The sequence below is a fragment of the Erythrobacter litoralis genome, from assembly GCF_029760855.1.
In the GTDB taxonomy this organism is placed as follows: domain Bacteria; phylum Pseudomonadota; class Alphaproteobacteria; order Sphingomonadales; family Sphingomonadaceae; genus Qipengyuania; species Qipengyuania litoralis_A.
This window is the reverse complement of record NZ_SOSI01000001.1, coordinates 166988-185785: the sequence shown is the minus strand read 5'-3', so window position 1 is coordinate 185785 and position 18798 is coordinate 166988. Positions and strand designations below refer to the sequence as shown.

The following is an 18798-nucleotide window of genomic DNA, read 5'->3' as shown; positions in this document are numbered from 1 at the left end:
CGAACTCGAACTCTCCCAATAGTTTCGAGGTTTAGACAAATTAAAATTTCCATCCACCTCGCACATAGAGGGTGGGTCGCGTCTTCAAATAACTATATAATTGCTCGAATAGCCTGTACCAAAGCCTTTACGAACCACTGGGCGAACGAGCGGCCCTCGGTTTCGATTTGTACAGTGCCCGGAGTGGTCTGGATCTGCCCGCCTTCGCGGCTGAGCTCGCCGCGTTCGGCTATCAGGCGCACCCGGTAATAAGCTTTGCGTGGGGTAAGCGCATCGCCGCTCCGATCAACGGCGATCGGTCCTCCGTTTACCGAGGCAAGAATGGGTTGCTCGAGCCGCTCTATTGCGGCGGATGACGTTTCTACCAGTTTGGCCCGGCGAGCAGGGCCACCTGCATCGGCCGCAACGAACGTACCTAGGGACGCGGGTTCGATCCGCCACATTTCGTCTTCCTCGATATAGGCATGAACATCGTAGTCGGCGGGCGTAACAACTTGTGCGATTACTTCTTCGCCAGAAATCCAGCGTCCGGCATGTATTTCGGGACTCAGGTCCGATACAATTCCTGCAGTCGGTGCGGTGAGAATGAGTCCGCTTGCGCGCCGTTCGAGACCGGCGAGAGCCTCCTTCTCAAGCTGCAGCTCGCGCTCTATAATACCGCGGTTTGATCGATCCCGGGTGTCGGCAGCGCTGCGGCCAAGCTGCATTTCCAGCTGCGCTATACGGACCTTGGCCGATGCGGCTTGCGCGTTCAGTTCGGGAGCCTCGAGTTCGACGATCGGCGCGCCGCGTTCCACGAACTGGCCATTGCCGGCCATCACCCTTACGACGCGGGCCGGTTCTCCCGAAACGATCGGTGATGTCCCGACCGGGGTCAAAACCGCGTAACCCGAAACGTGCCGGTCGAACGGGATGAAAGCCGCAACCAGCAGTGTGCCTCCTATCCAGAGCCATACCTTGCTTCGCTTATCGCGCAGTATCCGGTCGCGGTTTTCGAACCAGACGGACAGTTCGCTGAAGACAGGTCGGCCGATAAATACGATGAGTTCGATGCCCGCGAGAATAAGACCCAGAGGCTGGAAGAAGAGTGTGTGGACGAGAACCGCGATCGCCACGAACAGGAACAGGCGATATGTCCAAGTGGCAAACGCATAGGCGATCATGCCGCGCTGCAAACGCCGCGGAACGTCTTCTGGTGGGCGTTCTCCCAAACGGAAAAGCAGTTCGCGTAGTTTCCACCGGGCCAGTGCAAAGGCCCTCGATTGCAGGTTCGGCACATTCAGCAGGTCGGTCAGCACGTAATAGCCGTCGAACCGCATGAAGGGATTGAGGTTCACAGCAAGACTCATGATCCAGCTCGTCGTTGCCAAAATGAAGGCCACGCTGCGGAGGGTGCCATCGGGAAGGATGACCCACAAAAGTGTGGCGATAGTCGCGACAATGAGTTCGGCGGCGACGCCTGCGCAATCGATGGCAAGCCGCTTCCTGCGGGAGGTTAGTTTCCAAGCCGCGGTGGTGTCAGTGTAGAGAACGGGCATCATCACCAGAAAGCTGACCCCCATCGTCGGGACCCGGCATCCGTAGCGCGTGGCAGTATACGCATGCCCCAGCTCATGCAGGATCTTCACGAAGAACAAGCCGAGCCCGTAAGCGATCAAGCCTTGCCACGTGAAAAAATACAGGAACGATGCGACGAAGGCATCCCATTGGCGGGACACTAGGAAAAGGCCGAAAAGCCCGAGGAATGCGAAGAAGACCAGTACCCGGGGAGACCACAGCGGTGCGACAAAATCAGCTGTCCGGGACAGGAATTTGGCCGGCTTGAACAGAGGGACGCGCAGGAAGAGATAATTGTCCAGCATCCAGCGCCACGCAGCCTTCTGGCCACGCGCGCGTTGCTCCATGAAAGCCGATACGCAATCCTGCCCCGAAGGAGATACCGTCAGGCCATTGGTCGATGCGAACTCCACGACCGAATGAAACGCCTGATCGGTTTCTTCCTTGCTCAAGCCGCGGTCACGCAACGCACCGACGATGTCCGGCAGCCTTCCGGTGGCCCAGAAGGACAGGACAATATATTCGATTTTGCCCAGCTGATAATAAGTATGACGTACGGGATCGAACAGGACCCAACTTGGGGCTCCGCTTACCAGAGGCGCGCCGCGCTCAATCCGTAATTCTTGACGGAGTGCAGGAATGCGCGGCGTCTTCGCGAGCTCTGGCAATTCGATTGGGATTGCTGCAGCGGTCATATGCCCACAAATTGTCGCATGGCGGACATCGGTCGACGCAGGACGGAATAGACCAGCGGCACCCAACGGCCATATACCTTCGCCGTGCCGCGCGATCCGATGCGTGGTTCACCCGATGTAATCGTTGCGTTGAGCGCGAACGCCAGCGTGCCTGCTGGCGTTTGCCGGGCTTGGAAGCTGGCGGTCTGTAGTTCACCATCGATTGCCCAGAGGGGTTGTGAATCCAGCCACATCTTGATGCTGTCCCCCTCGTGGAGCGACATCTGTTCAGCTGCCGGGAGATCGATTCGTATCGTCGTTTGGCCGGGATCGACGACCTGCATGATCGGTTCGCCGACATTGACGGCCCGTCCTTCCCAGTCGCGCCGATCGCTGAAGAGCGCCATCCCATCCACAGGAGCTACGATGCCTGCCTGATCCGCGAGCTGCGAAGCATAGTCGAATTCGGCTTGTGCGACTTCCAGCTCGGCCTGTAAAATCGCCATGTTGGACGTTTCATCCTCGCCGCCGAACGCGGTACTGGTCGACCGTTCGAGGCGCGAGCGTGCGACTTCCAACTGTTCTCTGGCCAGTTCGAGATCGTTCGCGAGACGAACGTCGTCGAACTTGATCAGCAATTGCCCCTTCTTCACTGGCGAGTTGGGCGGAACTTCGATCGATGCAACTCGGCCGTTGAACGGAGCGGCGATAACAAAGGGGCGTTCGGCGACGATCTCGGCAGGCGCCAGGGCGCTCAACCGCACGGGGAAAAGCAGGACAACGGCAAGACCGCCGGCAATCCACCGCTTCTTCCTCGTGTCCAGCTTTGGAAGACTGCGAACGGGCTGGTTCCGTGTCAACGCAAGCCAGCTATGCGAAGCCGTCTCGGCAACGCGGACGAGACGTGCAGCCTCCGCTTCGCGCATGGGCTCTTCACGCGCGATCAAAAGGCCTCCGAAAACCACTTGGTCTCTATCGACCAACGGCTGCCAATGGAGATTCGTGAAGGGATAATCATCAAACGCCTCGTCGGAATGCAGACTTCCTGCCACGAAGCTGCGCGCCTTTTCGGGACCGTGCGCGGCGATGAGATGTTCAACGGATTGCTCCAGGGCATGAACCAGCGGCGCATTGCGGTCGACGTTCGCCATGGACGATGCGCATTCGATCCGCAGCCCTTCTGTAAAGGTCGCACGACGAAGCACGAAGATCTGTTCATAAGGAAGGATCGGGCGTAGCTCGTTTGCCAGGAAGTATTGCAGCTCGTTCACGGAAGATTGCCGCCGCAATTCGGCTTCGAACTGCAACAATGCGGCGAGCCTGGCCGCATCGCCGCCGGCCGGCAGCGGCTTGACGGCCGTGACCCGGCCGCCCTCGCTTACAAGTTCAGGCTGCGTGGTGGCCATGGCCTTACGCTTCGCTTTCCGGTTTCTCGGCGGGCGCCAGTTTCGCAGTCCTCGGTTTCCCATCGGGCTGCGCAAAGGTTGCGGTGCCACTCATTCCGGGCAAGACCATGGCATCGCCGGGATCGATATCTGCCGTGACGCGGATCGTCTTGCTTACCGGGTCGACGGAAGCACCGAGGCGTTTCGCCGTTCCTGTTATTGTTGCTCCGGTCTCGTCGATCAGGAAGTGGAACGTCGCACCAGGTTTCAGCCAGGTGAGCCAGTTGCTCGGAACGATCAGTTCGGCTTCCAGCTGTCCGCCGCTCTGTATGCGCATCAGGGGCTGCCCACTGGCGGCGACTTCGCCCGGATTGGCGACAGCCTCGACCACCGTTCCCGAGAACGGCGCATAGACCGCACAATCGTTCAATTGGGCTGCGATGGCATTGGCTTCGGCCTGTGCGCGCCCCAGATTGGCGTGCGAGACCTGAACCTCGTTCTTGCCGACCGCTTCGTAGGTGTCGAGTTCGACATTGGTTTCATAGGTCTTGCGATATGCGGTGGTCGCCGCGCGCGCGGCGGTCAGCTCGGCCCGGATGGTCGAACAGTCGAATTTCGCGAGTAGGGCGCCACGCCGGAAACTCCGGCCTTCCTCGAACGGCATGGCACTGATTCGTGCGGTGACGCGCGATGCGATGGTGGACTCGTTCGCGGCGGCGACGACCCCGCGCGCTTCCAGCGCAGCGACCGGTTCCGGTGCGTTCGCTTCGGCTACGCGGACTGGTTCGGCCGGGCTATCCACGACCCTTGCGGATTGATTGGTCGACCATTCCGGTTCTGCGGCATTCGCGAACCAGAAGGCTCCGGGAACCACGGCGAGAACGGCGACACCGCCGGCCAGCCAGTATTTGCGATTGGGTTTTGCGTTTTGCATTTCGACCTGCGCTTTCGAAGTTTCTTCGGTCATGGTTCAAGATCCTGAAAGACGGACGGCTTGTTCGCGGTCCTGCCACATTTCCTCGAGCGACGCGCGCAGCGTGCTCACGTCTTCACGTCCGGTCACGTCCGGGCTGAATTCATCGATCCCCATCGAGGCGAAGAGGTTCGCGTAGGCATTCTGGGCCTCGGCATAGGCAATGTCGTATTTGACCTCTGAGACCAGCGTGTTCATTTCCTCACGCAAGAGCGTCTGCCGGCTCATCGCTCCGGCACGGTGCCCCGAACGGATCTGGTTGAGGATCCTGTCCTGTACCTGCATCTGGCGACTAGCGGTCTGCAGTTCCGTGCTGAGGTGCCCGAAGCGTGCGCGGGCCACGTGCACCTGCGTCATTACGGCCATCGTGAGGGCAAGCTCGCGCTGCTCCAGCAAGGCGTCCTGCGCTTCGACTGCTTTTCTTTGGGCTGGCAGGCGGAAAAGGTTGAGCACGTTCCAGCTCGCGCGAGCCCCGTAATTTACCCAGTCGTTGTTGAACAGGAAGTCGTTGGAATCGACATTGACGCCGAGGATGCCCCGGAAGCTGGGGAGGGCGGACAGAAGAGCAACATCGAGTTCGCGCGAGTTTATTCTCTGCCGATAGCTCACTTCGCGAAGTTCCGGACGGTTCAGCAAGGCCGTCATCATCATGTCTTCTCCGGCGTACTTGACTTCGGGCAGTTCCTGCGCGCGATCGGGCAGGACCAGCGAAAACTGCGTGCCGGGTCGCAAGTTCATCAGTGCGGCGAGTTGCGCCTTCGCGACCACCAGTTCGCGCTGCAATTTGCGTATCTGCGACTGGATCTCCAGCAATTCGCGCTGGTAGGTCAGGGCAGTCAGCGGAGCGGACAGGCGGCGCTCGGCCAGGCGTTCCGAATTGTCTAGCGTGGTCGTGACCGAACTTTCGAGTTCCAGCAGCTTGGTCAGTAGGCGTTCGGCACTGACGGCGCGCCAATAAGCCGAGCGGACATCCTCGATAACGCGGTTCGCAACCTTGCGGCGGCGCTCCTGCGCGATCAGGACTTCGTCGGCGCCCTGCTTCGAACGTACGTAGGACAGACCAAAGTCGAGAACGTCCCAGCTCAGGGTAAGGTCCGCCGTAAAAAGGTCGCGCTCTTGCGAGGTCGAAGGCTCAAGCGACTGGCGCCGCGTAATGAGCGAGAGCGAGCTCGCGCCGGCGAAATTGTTCCGTCCGGCATAACCCGCGCTGGCGACAAGCTGCGGCAGCATGTCGTAACGCTGCACATCGAGCTCGCGGTCGCGAAGAGCGATCTCCATCATCTCGACCTTGTAATCGAGATTGTACTTCAGGGCCCGCGCCATGGCTTCGTATAGGTCGATCGGTGCCGTGACCGGCTCCTGGTCGATATCGAGGCGCGTGAAGTTACGCTCGGCCGTCGAATTCAGCTCGGTCGCGGTGAAGGGCTTCGGCACTGTGGTACAGGCCCCCAGGGCCATCGTCGAAACGGCCGCCAATGCAATTTTCCTGATCATGAGTACTCTCTTGATTGTCCCTGTTTCTACTTGAAAGCCGACAGTAGATCGGCAGCTTCGTCGTTCGCATCGCTGTTGAGCTGCGCCATCATTGCATCCAGCGTCACCGCGGTCGCTCTTGCGCTCTCGGTCGGCGTATCGAGCTGTATCTCCCCGGTCGCACCCTGAATCAGGACCGGTATTTCGAGCGCACTGCCTTCCTCATCGATTGCCCTGACGATCAGCCGCAACGTCTGCGTATCCACCGGCCGTTCGGCGATGGCGAGGCCCCTTGCATCCATGCTGATCCAGTCGGGAAGGGGCGAACCGTCGCGTGTGAGCAACTGGAATTCCTGAATGCGCGGCTCGTCTTCCGACCCGATGTCCCGCATTTCGACGTAGATGACATCGTTGCGAACGATAGATTCAATTATGACCCGGTCGCTGCCGGTATCCAGCTGCCGCACCGAGAACCCGGTCAGGGCTTCGGGCATGAAGTCGCCGAAGCGCGGATCGAGCGTGCGATCTATACCGAAGCGCAGGTCGCGGATGTCATCGAGATAGCGCACGACTTCGCCAACAGGATTGTCTCCCTGACCGAAGCTGCTGATCCCGTTGAGCGAGCGCAGGCCGTTGACCATCGACAGGAGCGGACGATCGACGTTCAGCGAAGGGGTTCCACCCAGGCTACGGAACTCGTTCACGGTGTCGAGAATGACCAGTGGTGCCGAAATGAAGCTGCCCGTCCGATCAGGAGCAAAGTCATCTCTGCCCCAATTCAAGAAGCCAACATCTCGGCCCTGTTGCAGGAGGAAGGTCACGTCGGCACCGCTTTCGGCGACCGTAACAAACACGCTCGATTGCACGGTTCCGCCATTACCATCCGAAATAACGTAGGTAATAGTCGCGACGCCATCGAAGCCAGTCGGCGCGACGTAGCGCAGAGTGCCGTCGGGGTTGATGATGACTTCACCCAGATCCGCCTGTGCGGAGATAACCGTCAGGGTATCGCCATCGGCATCGAAGGCGTTTGCGAGAACGTTGATATCAGTGATGGTGCCGCCGATAACGCCGACCGTTTCCGATTGGTCGACCGGCGTTTCGTTCGTGTCTTCGACCGTAACGGTAACCGTCGCGGTCGAAGTGCCGCCGTTCTCATCGGACACTGTATAGGTAATCGTATCGCTTCCGACGAAGTCGGGATTGGGGACATACGTGATCGTGCCGTCGCCATTGATCGTAACGGTCCCGTTCGGCGCTTCCGCTGTCACGACGCTCAGGGGGTCGCCATCCGGGTCTGCGTCGTTTGCGAGGACCGGGATGACGATTTCATTATCCTCGTCCACGACAGCGGTGTCGTTTACGGCGACCGGCAGATCGTTGACGGCATCTACGCTCACCGTGACCGATGCGGTATCGAAACCGCCCATACCGTCGCTCACCTGATAGGTGATTATGTCCGTGCCGTTGAAATTAGGCAGCGGCACATATGTGATCGTGCCGTCGGGATTGATCGTCACTGTACCGTTTGGTGCATTGGCCGATACGATCGAAAGTACGTCGCCGTCCGTATCCGTATCGTTTGCCAGCGGCGCGATGGTGACCGGCATGTCCTCATCCGTAGTCGCCGTATCGTTCGCTGCGACCGGGGGATCGTTGACCGGCCTTACCCCGACCGAAACGGTCGCAGTGGCAGTTCCCCCCTGTCCGTCGTCGATTGAATAGGTAATCGTCGTCGGACCGTTGAAATCGGCATTGGGCGTGAACGTGACGGAGCCGTCCGCATTGACGGTCACAACGCCATCGGGTGAGCTTGCCTGCGTGATCGCGAGGGGATCGCCGTCTACGTCCACATCGTTGTTCAGGACCGGGATGACCACCGATGCGTCTTCATCGACTGTCGCCGTATCCGGCGCAGCGACCGGCGCATCGTTGATCGGCAGAACGGTGACCGTGACGAAGGCCGTATCGGTTCCGCCATTACCGTCGTCGACCGTGTAGCTGATCGTATCGGTGCCGTTGAAATCGGCATTCGGCGTGTAAATCACGCTACCATCTGCAGCGATCGTTACCGTACCATTGGCGGCCGTTACGGCGGTAACTGTAAGATTATCGCCATCCGGGTCGCTATCGTTTGCGAGCAGCGGAATGGTGATCGGCGTGTCTTCGTTCGTCGTTGCCGTATCGTCGGCGGCGACCGGAAGATCGTTCACCGAATTCACTGCGACTGTGACGGAAGCGCTCGCGGTGCCGCCATTCCCATCGCTGATCGTGTAGAAGATCGTGTCGATCCCGTTGAATTCGGCATCCGGCGTATAGGTGATCGTACCGTCGGCCTCGATTACGACGGTTCCGTTTGCGGCGCTTGCCTGCGTTACCGTCAGCGGGTCGCCATCGGCATCGCTGTCGTTGCCGAGGACCGGGATATTGACCGGGGTGTCTTCGGGCGTCGCAACGCTGTCGGACGCAGCGACGGGCGCGGGATTGGTGACCGCCCACGAGAAGGTCGTGGATACCGTGCCGCCGTTCCCGTCGTCGGCGGTGACGGTAACTTCGTAGGTCCCGTCGCCATTCGGGCCGCCCTGAGATGCCGCGGGATCGATGGTGCCGGTAATAGTTCCGTCGCCGTCGATCGTCAGACCGGCGGGCAGGCCCATGGCGTTGAAGGTGAGAGTATCGCCGTCCACATCGTCGAAGGCCGCCGAGACGTCGAGGTTCACTGCTTCCGCATCCTGGCCAGCGCGCGCCGGGATCGGCGACGCCGTTGGCGCATCGTTTTGCGCCGCCACGCCGACGGTCACGATACCGGTCGAAACGCCTCCCTCGCCATCGTCGACCCTATAGGTGACGGTATCAGTGCCGTTGAAGTTGGCATCGGGCGTATAAGTGATCGTCCCGTCGGGATTAATCGTCACCGTGCCGTTCGATGCGCTGGCGGTTGTGATGGTCAGCGTATCGTTGTCTGGATCGATATCGTTACCGAGCACATCGATGACGACGGGTGTGTCTTCATCGGTCGCGGCGGCATCGTCCACCGCTGTCGGTGCCGGATTGATCACCCGCCAAGAGAAGGACGTTGAAACCGCCCCGCCCTGGCCATCGTCGGCAATGACGCTGACCTGATACGCCCCGTCGCCCACAGGACCGCCCTGCGATGCGGAAGGATCGATGGTTCCTGTCACGATACCATCGGCATTGATCGAAAGCCCGGCAGGCAGGCCGATAGCCGTGAAGGTCAGCGTATCGGCATCGACGTCGGCGAAGCCTGCTGAAAGGTCCAGCGTAACTACATCTGCGTCTTCACCGGTCTGTGCCGGGATAGGCTGGGCAGTCGGAGCGTCGTTCTCAGCAGAGACGGTGACCGCGACGTTCGCAGTCGAGGTACCGCCCTGACCGTCCGAGACTTGGTACGTAATGGTGTCGCTACCGTTGAAATCCGTATCGGGCGTATAGGTGAGGCTTCCGTCGGCCTCGATGACGACCGTGCCATTCGGCGCGGAAGCACTGATGACTGTCAGGGTATCGCCATCGGGATCGGTATCGTTGCTCAGCACCGCGATGTTAAGCGGCGTGTCTTCCAGCGTCGATGCGGCGTCGTTGACGGCCGTGGGAGCCGGATTGCCGATCGTCCAGACGAAGGTAACATCGGTGATGCCGCCATTGCCATCATCGGCCGTAATGGTGGTCTGATAGACGCCGCCGTCGATCTGTCCGGCATCGGCGGAGATCGTGCCGGAAACCACCCCGGTCGCCGGGTCTATTGAAAGGCCCGCCGGAAGGTTGCTGGCGCTGAACGTCAACGTATCGCCTTCGGGATCGCTGAACAGTGCACCTGCATCTATTGCGACCGTATCGCCTTCCAGATTGTCGCGATCGGGCAGGACAGCCGCACGCGGCGCATCGTTGACCGGAGCTATCTCGATCGTTGCGATGGCCGTCGCCGGGTCGCCATTGGCGTCCTCGATCGTGTAGGTAACCGTAGCCGTGCCGTTGAAATCGGGGTCGGGCGTAAACGTAATCGTGCCGTCGGCATTGACAATTGCTGTGCCGTTGGTCGCCTGCACATCGATGATGGTGATCGGTCGATCCGGATCGGCATCGGGGTCGATGTCGTTGTCCAGCACGTTCAGCACTTGGGGCGTGTCCTCCGTACCGGTAAAGCTGTCGTCGATAGCGGTCGGAGGCTGGTTGTTTATGGTCCACACGAATGTCGTTTCAGCGAACAGGCCGACCGGGTCGGTCGCCCGAACCGTGACCGTATAGATACCATCGCCGCCCGGGCCGCCCGAAGATGCGGTGGGATTTGTGGTCCCGGTTATCTGTCCGGTTGTGGGATCGATCGACAGTCCATCGGGAAGACCGGTTGCGGTGAAGGTAAGCGGATCGCCTTCCGCATCGCTGAAGGCCGGGGCAAGCGCGACCGAAATCGCCTCATTATTGCCATCGGTCAGATCGGGCAGGCCTGCGGTGACCGGCGCATCGTTGAGCGGATTGACGGTCACCGTAACCGATGAGGTCGCGCTGCCTCCCTCGCCATCGTCGATTGTATAGACAATGGTATCGCTGCCGTTGAAATTCGCATCGGGGGTGTAGGTGATCGTCCCGTCGTCGTTGATTTGAACGATCCCGTTGGCGGCCGACGCGTTGATGACGGTCAGCGTGTCTCCGTCGGGGTCGGCATCGTTTGCCAGGACCACGATATCGACCGGCACGTCCTCGCCGGTGCTCGCCGTATCCTGGACTGCAGCGGGTGCGGGATTGATGACGGTCCACAGGAATATCGAGCTGGCCGTGCCGCCATTACCGTCATCGGCGGTGACGGTAACGGTATAGATGCCGTTGGCCTCCGGCCCCCCTTGCGAGGCCGAAGGATCGATCGTGCCGGTGATTATGCCGGCCGCATCGATGGCGAGGCCGGCGGGAAGGCCCGTTGCGGTGTAAGACAGAATATCGCCATCAACGTCGGCGAAATTGCCCGAAACGTCGAGCGCGACCGTATCAGCGTCGTCATCAGTCCGGTTCGTCAATTGGGGATCGGCGACCGGTGCATCGTTCTGCGGATTTACCGCGACGGTTACGATAGCGGTGTCAGTGCCGCCCTGACCGTCGCTGATCTGATAGAAAATCGTGTCCGTGCCGTTGAAATTCGCATCCGGCGTATAGGTAAGGGTGCCGTTCGCTTCGATAGTTACGGAGCCGTTCGCCGCACTGGCGGACACAATGGAGAGGGCATCTCCATCGGGGTCGGCATCGTTGGCGAGGACGACAATGTTCATAGGCATGTCTTCATCGGTGGCCACATTGTCGTTCGATGCGACCGGGGCGGGGTTGGCGACCGCCCATTCGAAGGTAGACTGCACAGTGCCGCCGTTCCCGTCATCGGCCGTAATCACAACGTCGTAGATGCCGTCGCCCGCCGGGCCGCCCTGTGAAGCGGCGGGATCGATCGTTCCCGAAATTACGCCCGAAGCATCGATGGCAAGCCCCGTGGGAAGGCCGCTTGCGGTGAACGTCAATACATCCCCATCGATGTCGTCGAAATTGGCCGAGACATCGACAGCTACTGTGTCTGCATCCGCGTTCGTCTGGTCGATCAACGCTGGGTCGGCCACTGGTGCATCGTTGACTGGATCGACGGTCACGGTCACCATTGCGGTACTCGTCCCACCCTCTCCGTCACTGATTACGTAGCTGATTGTGTCGGTGCCGTTAAAATCGGCGTCGGGCGTATAGGTGATGGAGCCATCCGCCTCCACGATCACGGTTCCGTTCGCCGCCGTGGCAAAGGATACGACAAGTGCATCCCCGTCCGGATCCGTATCGTTGGCCAGCACAGGGATATTGACGGGCGTATCTTCGGACGTCGTCGCATTGTCGTTGTTCGCGACCGGGACCGTATTCTTAACCGTCCAGGCGAATGTCGTCGACGTGATGCCGCCATTGCCGTCGTCGGCGGTGATGGTGACTTGATACACGCCGTCGCCATCAGGCCCGCCCTGCGACGCATCGCTGGCGATGGTGCCCGTAATGGTTCCGGCGGCATCGATCGCAAGCCCGGCGGGCAGGCCGGTTGCGGTGAAGGTCACCGTATCGCCATCGATATCGCTGAAATTGCCCGATACGTCGAGCGCGACGGGAGTATTGTCATCGTTATTCTGCGGCGCGATCGCGCTCGCCACGGGCGCATCGTTGACTGGATCGACCGTAATGGTCGCGGTGGACGTTGCAAAGCCGCCCCGTCCGTCGCTGACGGTATAGGTAATCGTGTCGGTGCCGTTGAAATCGGGATCGGGCGTGTAAGTGACCGACCCGTCTCCATTTACCGAGATCGTGCCGTTCGGCGCAGTCGCTTCGGTAATCGTCAGCGGGTCGCCATCGACATCGGCATCGTTCGTCAGCAGGGCAACGGTGACCGGCGTATCCTCAACCGTCGTTGCAATGTCCGGATTTGCAACCGGGTCATCGTTGATCGGATTGACCGTGATATTGACGGTTGCGGTCGCAGTTCCGCCATTGCCGTCCGACACTTCATAGGTGATCGTGGTCGTTCCGGTAAAGTCGGCGTTCGCAGCGAAGCGAAGCGTGCCGTCCGGATTGATCGTGACTGTTCCATCGGGCGAGGTTGCGGCGGTGATCGTCAGAGGGTCGCCATCCACGTCGCGGTCGTTGCCGAGCACGCCGATCGTGACAGGGGTATCCTCATCTGTCGTCGCGACGTCGTCGTTGGCGACGGGCGCATCGTTGATCGGATTGACCGTCACCGTCACGGCGGCGGTCGACCGGCCGCCATTGCCGTCGCTGATCGTGTAGGTGATCGCATCCGGGCCGTTGAAATCGGCGTTCGGCGTGTAAGTAAGGGTGCCATCCGGTTGGATCGCGACCGTGCCGTTTTGTGCGGAAGCGGAAATTACCTGTAGCGGATCGCCATCCGGATCGACATCGTTCGGCAATATTGCGATGTCGACGGAGGTATCTTCGTCCGTGGTCGCGGTATCATTGGCCGCAGTCGGGGCAGGGTTCGTTATCGTCCAGAGGAAATCCTGTGATACCGTTCCGCCATTGCCGTCATCGGCCGTGAGGGTGACTGTGTAGATTCCGTTTCCGGCAGGTCCGCCTTGGCTCGCATCGCTTGCAAGTGTTCCCGAAATCAGCCCGGTCGCCGGATCAATCAGCAGCCCCGGCGGCAAGCCGATGGCATTGATTGTCAGATCATCGCCATCGATATCGGCGAAGAAGCTTTCCGTCGTCACCGAGACCGCCTGGCCGTCTTCATAACTTAGGTCGGGGATATCGACGGCAGTCGGCGCGTCGTTCTGTGGGATGACGTTGACGGTCAGCGTAGCGGTGGCCGTGCCGCCCTGACCATCCGAGATCACGTATGTGACGTTTGCTTCGCCGTTGAAATTCGCATCCGGCGTGAACGTTAGCGTTCCGTCCGGATTGACAGCAACCGTGCCGTTATCCGTGCTGGCAGATGTGATTGCGATGGGATCACCATCCGGATCGCTGTCGTTCGAAAGCACCGCGACTGTCACCGGCGTATCTTCCGGAGTGGAAACCGTATCGTCCTGCGCAACCGGCGGAACATTCTGAACCGAATAGGCGAACGTGGCACTTACTTCCGCGCCAGATGGATCCGTTGCGGTCACGGTAACGGTGAACGGGCCGCGCTGGGAACTGTCCGCTGCCAGCGTGCCGGAAATAACGCCGGTATTGGCATCGATGGAGAGTGCCGGCGGCAATCCGTCGGCTCTGAAAGTCAAATCGTCGCCGTCTATATCGGTGAATGCGGAGGCAGTCGGGATACGGACGACCTGGCTATCGCGTCCTCTCTGATCCGGAAGTCCTTCCGTTGTCGGAGCATCGTTGACCGCGGTGACCGTTATATCAACGCTGGCGGAAGACCTGCCCCCTTCGTCATCAACGACGGTATAGACGATCGTGTCTGTACCGTTGAAATTCGAATTCGGCACGTAGGTCAGCGTTCCATCCGCATTGATGGTGATCGTGCCGCTGCCGGCCGCGGCTTCGATGACCCGCAAATCGTCGCCATCGGGATCGACGTCATTGGCGAGGACGGCGTTATTGACCGGTGTATCTTCGGAAGTCGTAGCCGTGTCGTTCGCGGCGATGGGCGCCTGATTGGCGACGGCCCAGCTGAACGATTGCGTTTCCGTTCCACCCCTGCCGTCCGATACCGTGATGGTTATCAAGTATACGCCGTCGCCTGCCGGACCGCCCTGGCTTGCGCTGTTGTCGATAGTGCCGGAAATTATGCCGGACGAAGGATCGATGGTCAGCCCGACCGGCAGACCGGCCGCCGAGAAGGTCAGGGTATCTCCGTCAGGATCGCGGAATGCGTTGTCGACAGGCAGAGAAACCGTTTGACCATCAAGATTCGACTGGTCGCCGACAGTACCACTTTGCACCGGCACGTCGTTCACGTCCGCGATCGACACGGTCACGGTCGCGATTGAAGTGCCGCCATTCCCGTCGGAAATCTCGTAGGTGATCGTGTCCGTGCCGTTGAAATTGAGGTTCGGCGTGTAGGTCAGCGTTCCGTCGGCCTCGATCACCACCGTGCCGTTGGGGGCATTTGCCGAAACCACCGTCAGTGGATCGCCATCGGGATCGTTGTCGTTGGCCAGCACGTCGATATTTACCGGCGTATCTTCCTGCGTGGCGGCGTTGTCGTCCGTCGCAATGGGCGGCGGGTTGGCAATATTGAACGTGATCGTTTCGCTTGCGGCGCCGCCATTCCCGTCCGCCACTGTGATGACCGCAGTGTAGATGCCGTCGTCGGTCTGACTGGCATCGGACGCGATCGTACCGCTTATCAGACCGGTCGCAGGATCAATGACCAACCCGGGCGGGAGGCCCGTTGCGCTGTAGGACAACGCGTCGCCATCGACATCCTGGAATGCATCGGCAACTGAGACGGATACGGTCTCGCCATCCGCTACCTCTTCCGCCGGTATAGGGGCCGATGTGGGTGCATCGTTCACAGGGTTCACGGTGACGGCGACTCGCGCCGTGCTGGTGCCCCCCTCACCATCGCTGATGCTATAGGTGATCGTGGCCGTGCCGTTGAAATTGGCGGGCGGCACGTAATTGATCCGATTGCCGACCAGCGTGGCCTGACCGATCGAAGCTATCGCAGAAACGACATTCAGCGCATCGCCATCGGGATCGGTATCGTTCGGCAGCACGTCGATGAGGACGGGCGTGTCCTCGTTGGTGCTCGCGGTATCGTCGGCCGCTACGGGCGCGGGATTGGTAACGTTCCAGCTGAAGGTCTGTTCGGCCGAAAGGCCTTCGGCGTCAGTCGCAACGACTGTCACCGCATAGACGCCGCCAGTGCCGCCTTGGCTCGCCGAATTGTCGATGGTACCGGTTATCACGCCGGTGGCCGCATCGATGGACAGGCCGGCGGGCATACCGGTTGCACTGTACGACAGAGTTGCGTCGTCGCGATCGGCAAAGCCGCCTGAAACATCGACGTTGACACCAGCCGTCGCATCGGCATCGCTTTGCGAAGGCAGACTGCCAACCGCGACCGGAGCATCGTTTACGGGATCAACGGCAACCGAAACCGTGGCCGTACTCGTGCCGCCTTCACCATCGCTAACGGTATAGGTGATAGTATCGGGTCCATTGAAATCGGCATTGGGCGTATAGGTTATCGTGCCATCGGCATTGATGACCACGCTGCCATTGGCTGCACTTGCCGAAATTACGCTCAGCGTATCGACGTCGGGATCGGCATCGTTCGCAAGCACATCGATAGTGGTCGACACGTCTTCGTTCGTATTGGCGGTATCGTCGGCCGCTACCGGCGCCGGATTGGTGACCGTCCAGCTGAATGTTTGCGACGCAGAAAGCCCGCCCGCGTCTGTCGCCGTGACCGTGACCGAATAGACCCCACCGGCGCCGCCCTGGCTTGCCGAATTGTCGATCGTCCCGGTAATCGCGCCGGTCGACGGATCTATGGAGAGACCCGCGGGAAGGCTGGTTGCGCTGTAAGTCAGCGCGGTATCATCGACATCGTCGAAGCCACCGGCGGTCTGCACGCTGATATCCGCTGCGGCATCGGTATGGACCTGGTTCGGCAAGCTTTGAGTGGCGACGGGGGCGTCGTTCACCGGGGTGACCGTAATGGGAACGATCGCGCTCGAAGTTCCGCCGCGCCCGTCGCTGATTGTATAGGTGATCGTGTCGGTGCCGTTGAAATCCGCGCGCGGCGTATAATTCAGCGTTCCATCGCCGTTGATCGTCACCGTTCCGTTCGTTGCACTCGCACCGATTACGGTCAACGGGTCGCCTTCGGCATCCGTGTCGTTGCCCAGTACGGCGATATTGGCAAGCGGCGTATCTTCGCCTGTGGTCCGTTGCGGATCGTCGACGGCAACCGGCGGATCGTTGACTTCCACCACCGAAATTGTCGACGTCGCGATGTTGGACGAAAACGACGCGTTCGCAAAATTGATATCGATTGACCGATCGGTCTCGATCGGTTGTTCGCCCGCGGTAACGAACGTAATGGCGCGCAAGGCATTCTGATATTGCGCGGCGGTCGATGCGCCGGTCAGCGTCACCTCGTTCGCCGTACGGGTATAGGAAATTCCGCCAGCCAGCGTTCCGGATGCGGCGGCCGATCCCCCGACCAGCAGCGCATCACCCGCTTGTGCATTCGTCAATACAATCCGCGCCGATTGTACGTTGCCTTGCGGGTTGGTGACCGAAACGTCTGTATCGACAATCGAAACGCCCGCGCTGTTCTCTACATACGTGCCGCGATAACCCGAATCGGCAGCGGTGCTGTTGTTAGCGTCGAGATCTAGACGCGGGATCGATACGGTCGTCCCTCCGGCGCCGAGGTCGAAGTCCAGATCGCCGTCGTGCGAGAAAATGGCATTCGCCGAGACTGTCGGCACGAGATTGTAGGTGATCGTCCAACTGCTCGTGTCGAGCCAGTTGAAGCGGGCGGCAGACGGAACTTCACCATTCTCGTTGCTTGTGCCCGAGGCGGTCACCTCGCCTGGAATGGAGGTGTCGAACAAAACCCGCGAGCCATTGGAAGCCTGGAAGGACGAAAGCGTATCGGTATCGACGGTTACGAATTCACGGCTGCGCGGCAGATTACCCACACCATCGATGTCCGCGACCGTATAGCTAATGTCGATTTGCGCCGGTGCGCCCGTGGCGGTGTAGAAAACATCCCACCTGATCTGAACCGTAGCGTTTTCCGTGGCTAAGCCCCCGGCGAACAGCGCGATGGTCGGGTCGTCGCTGACTACGCCGGGCCGTTCGAATCGAATCGTATCGCCGTCGCCCAGCGATACCACCGTGGCGCTGATGCTGATGGACTGTCCGTTTACCGTTCCGACATTCGCCCAGGTCGCTACGCCGCCCGCCGGAACTTCCGGCGAGAAGCGGCCGAACGCCGCGAAGCCAGCGGACCCCTGCGCCAGGATCGCACCGTTTGCATCTCTTACAGTCAGGGAGTCTGCCGGGGCGGAAATCGCTGTGGGAGCCAACAGTCCTTCCCAGCTCTCGGCAACGAGCGAAGCTGTCTCTACCGATCCAAGGCGGTTTTCGAGCACCCAGTCCCCACCGCGCGAAATGGCGCCGGTATCGTCGATCGATGCCGCCATGTCTGCGCCGGTGATGGCAGCCAATTCGTCGAGAAGGATCTGCCCGGCATCCCCCGCGCCGGTGTCGCAGCCATATAGCAGAACGTCCCCACCATCGGTGAGCTTCGAGCCGATCCAGGCGAACGATGATGCAAGTTCTCCGGTCAGCGCGTCGGAATCGACGCGCGTGCTGCCCAGCCAGAACACACCGCGCTCGCCATGGCTGACGATATGGATCGCACCGACGTCCTCCGCTCCGGCCATTGCGGCAAGTACCTGGTCGACACCGTCCTGTGCGGCGTCGATCAGTACGATGGTGCCGCGATCCTCCCAGGTTCCGACCAGTTCCTGATAGTTTTCGATACTCGTATCGATGAAGATGAAGTCGTTTTCGCTTTGGCGTTCCGACAAGGGAGAAGGAAGGGTCTCGCCCAGCAGATCGACAACTTCGCCATCATGCCGGAAAATCTTTGGCAGTTCGTCTCCGCCGGATAGAATTCCGATGCCGGCAGCGTCCAAGGCCAATCTACTCGGACGCAGCGCCAGAGGCAGAAGGTCGGCAGTGCTAGCTGATCGATATGCGTTCCGATCATCGGCATCGGCATCGCCATTCCATGCCAGCTCGCGTAAAGGACTGTCTCCGGATACGTCTGATCGTTCTGCCAGATATGCAATCGTTTCGCCTTGCTGTTCGCCGACATTTTGCCAATCCGCGTTAGCCGATACTTCTCCGGCACTCTCGGCAATCGAAGACGAGGTGGCTTCGAAATCGAGCAGGCCCGGAGCGAAATGAAGGGGGTCATTCCCTATGAGCGAATGAGGCCCAATAACGGCGACGTCCGGAGAAAAACTCTGCGTCAGGGCCTGCGAACCACCAGCATCCGTTGCGAGCGCAGTTACCATGCCCGCCCCGTCAAACATCATGCGCGGCTCAAGGGCCATCAACTGCAACTGATAAAAGCTCTTACCCGGCATATTTTCGCGACCCCCGAAAGGTTCTGATTTCTGGGAGAGCATTGCCTCCGGCAGCGCACCCCACTTCCTTAGTTCCGGGTTAACCTTAACGGGCAGGGCATTACCAAATTGCTAATATCGGCATGAGT

The 18798-nt window shown here is 60.2% G+C and carries 5 protein-coding genes; all 5 read right to left on the bottom strand.

Going from position 1 to position 18798, the window contains the following annotated elements; genetic code table 11:
- Positions 1–92: 92 nt before the first annotated feature.
- The 5 genes from E3U23_RS00770 to E3U23_RS00750 are packed head-to-tail and all read right to left on the bottom strand — an operon-like array spanning position 93 to position 18619.
- Positions 93–2252, bottom strand: coding sequence for an HlyD family efflux transporter periplasmic adaptor subunit (locus E3U23_RS00770; protein ID WP_279349260.1), 2160 nt, complete (start codon positions 2250–2252; stop codon positions 93–95).
- Complete coding sequence (locus E3U23_RS00765) at positions 2249–3637, bottom strand: efflux RND transporter periplasmic adaptor subunit (RefSeq protein WP_279349259.1); 1389 nt, start codon at positions 3635–3637, stop codon at positions 2249–2251. Before E3U23_RS00765 ends, E3U23_RS00770 begins: the two co-directional genes overlap by 4 nt.
- A 4-nt stretch (positions 3638–3641) precedes the next feature.
- Positions 3642–4583 carry an efflux RND transporter periplasmic adaptor subunit gene (locus E3U23_RS00760; RefSeq protein WP_279349258.1) on the bottom strand — a complete coding sequence of 314 codons (942 nt, stop codon included), beginning with the start codon at positions 4581–4583 and terminating at the stop codon, positions 3642–3644.
- A gap of 3 nt (positions 4584–4586) precedes the next feature.
- Positions 4587–6083, bottom strand: a complete 1497-nt coding sequence (locus tag E3U23_RS00755) for a TolC family protein (protein WP_279349257.1) — start codon at positions 6081–6083, stop codon at positions 4587–4589.
- A 26-nt stretch (positions 6084–6109) separates the two neighbouring features.
- Positions 6110–18619 (bottom strand): Ig-like domain-containing protein, encoded by a 12510-nt coding sequence (locus E3U23_RS00750; RefSeq protein ID WP_279349256.1) that lies wholly within the window; start codon positions 18617–18619, stop codon positions 6110–6112.
- Positions 18620–18798: the final 179 nt, after the last annotated feature.

What these genes read in the sequence shown, in the direction of transcription:
- E3U23_RS00770 (WP_279349260.1), bottom strand. Translation starts at nt 2,252, where the DNA reads ATGACCGCTGCAGCAATCCCAATCGAATTGCCAGAGCTCGCGAAGACG.
- E3U23_RS00765 (WP_279349259.1), bottom strand. Translation starts at nt 3,637, where the DNA reads ATGGCCACCACGCAGCCTGAACTTGTAAGCGAGGGCGGCCGGGTCACG.
- E3U23_RS00760 (WP_279349258.1), bottom strand. Translation starts at nt 4,583, where the DNA reads ATGACCGAAGAAACTTCGAAAGCGCAGGTCGAAATGCAAAACGCAAAA.
- E3U23_RS00755 (WP_279349257.1), bottom strand. Translation starts at nt 6,083, where the DNA reads ATGATCAGGAAAATTGCATTGGCGGCCGTTTCGACGATGGCCCTGGGG.
- E3U23_RS00750 (WP_279349256.1), bottom strand. Translation starts at nt 18,619, where the DNA reads ATGATGTTTGACGGGGCGGGCATGGTAACTGCGCTCGCAACGGATGCT.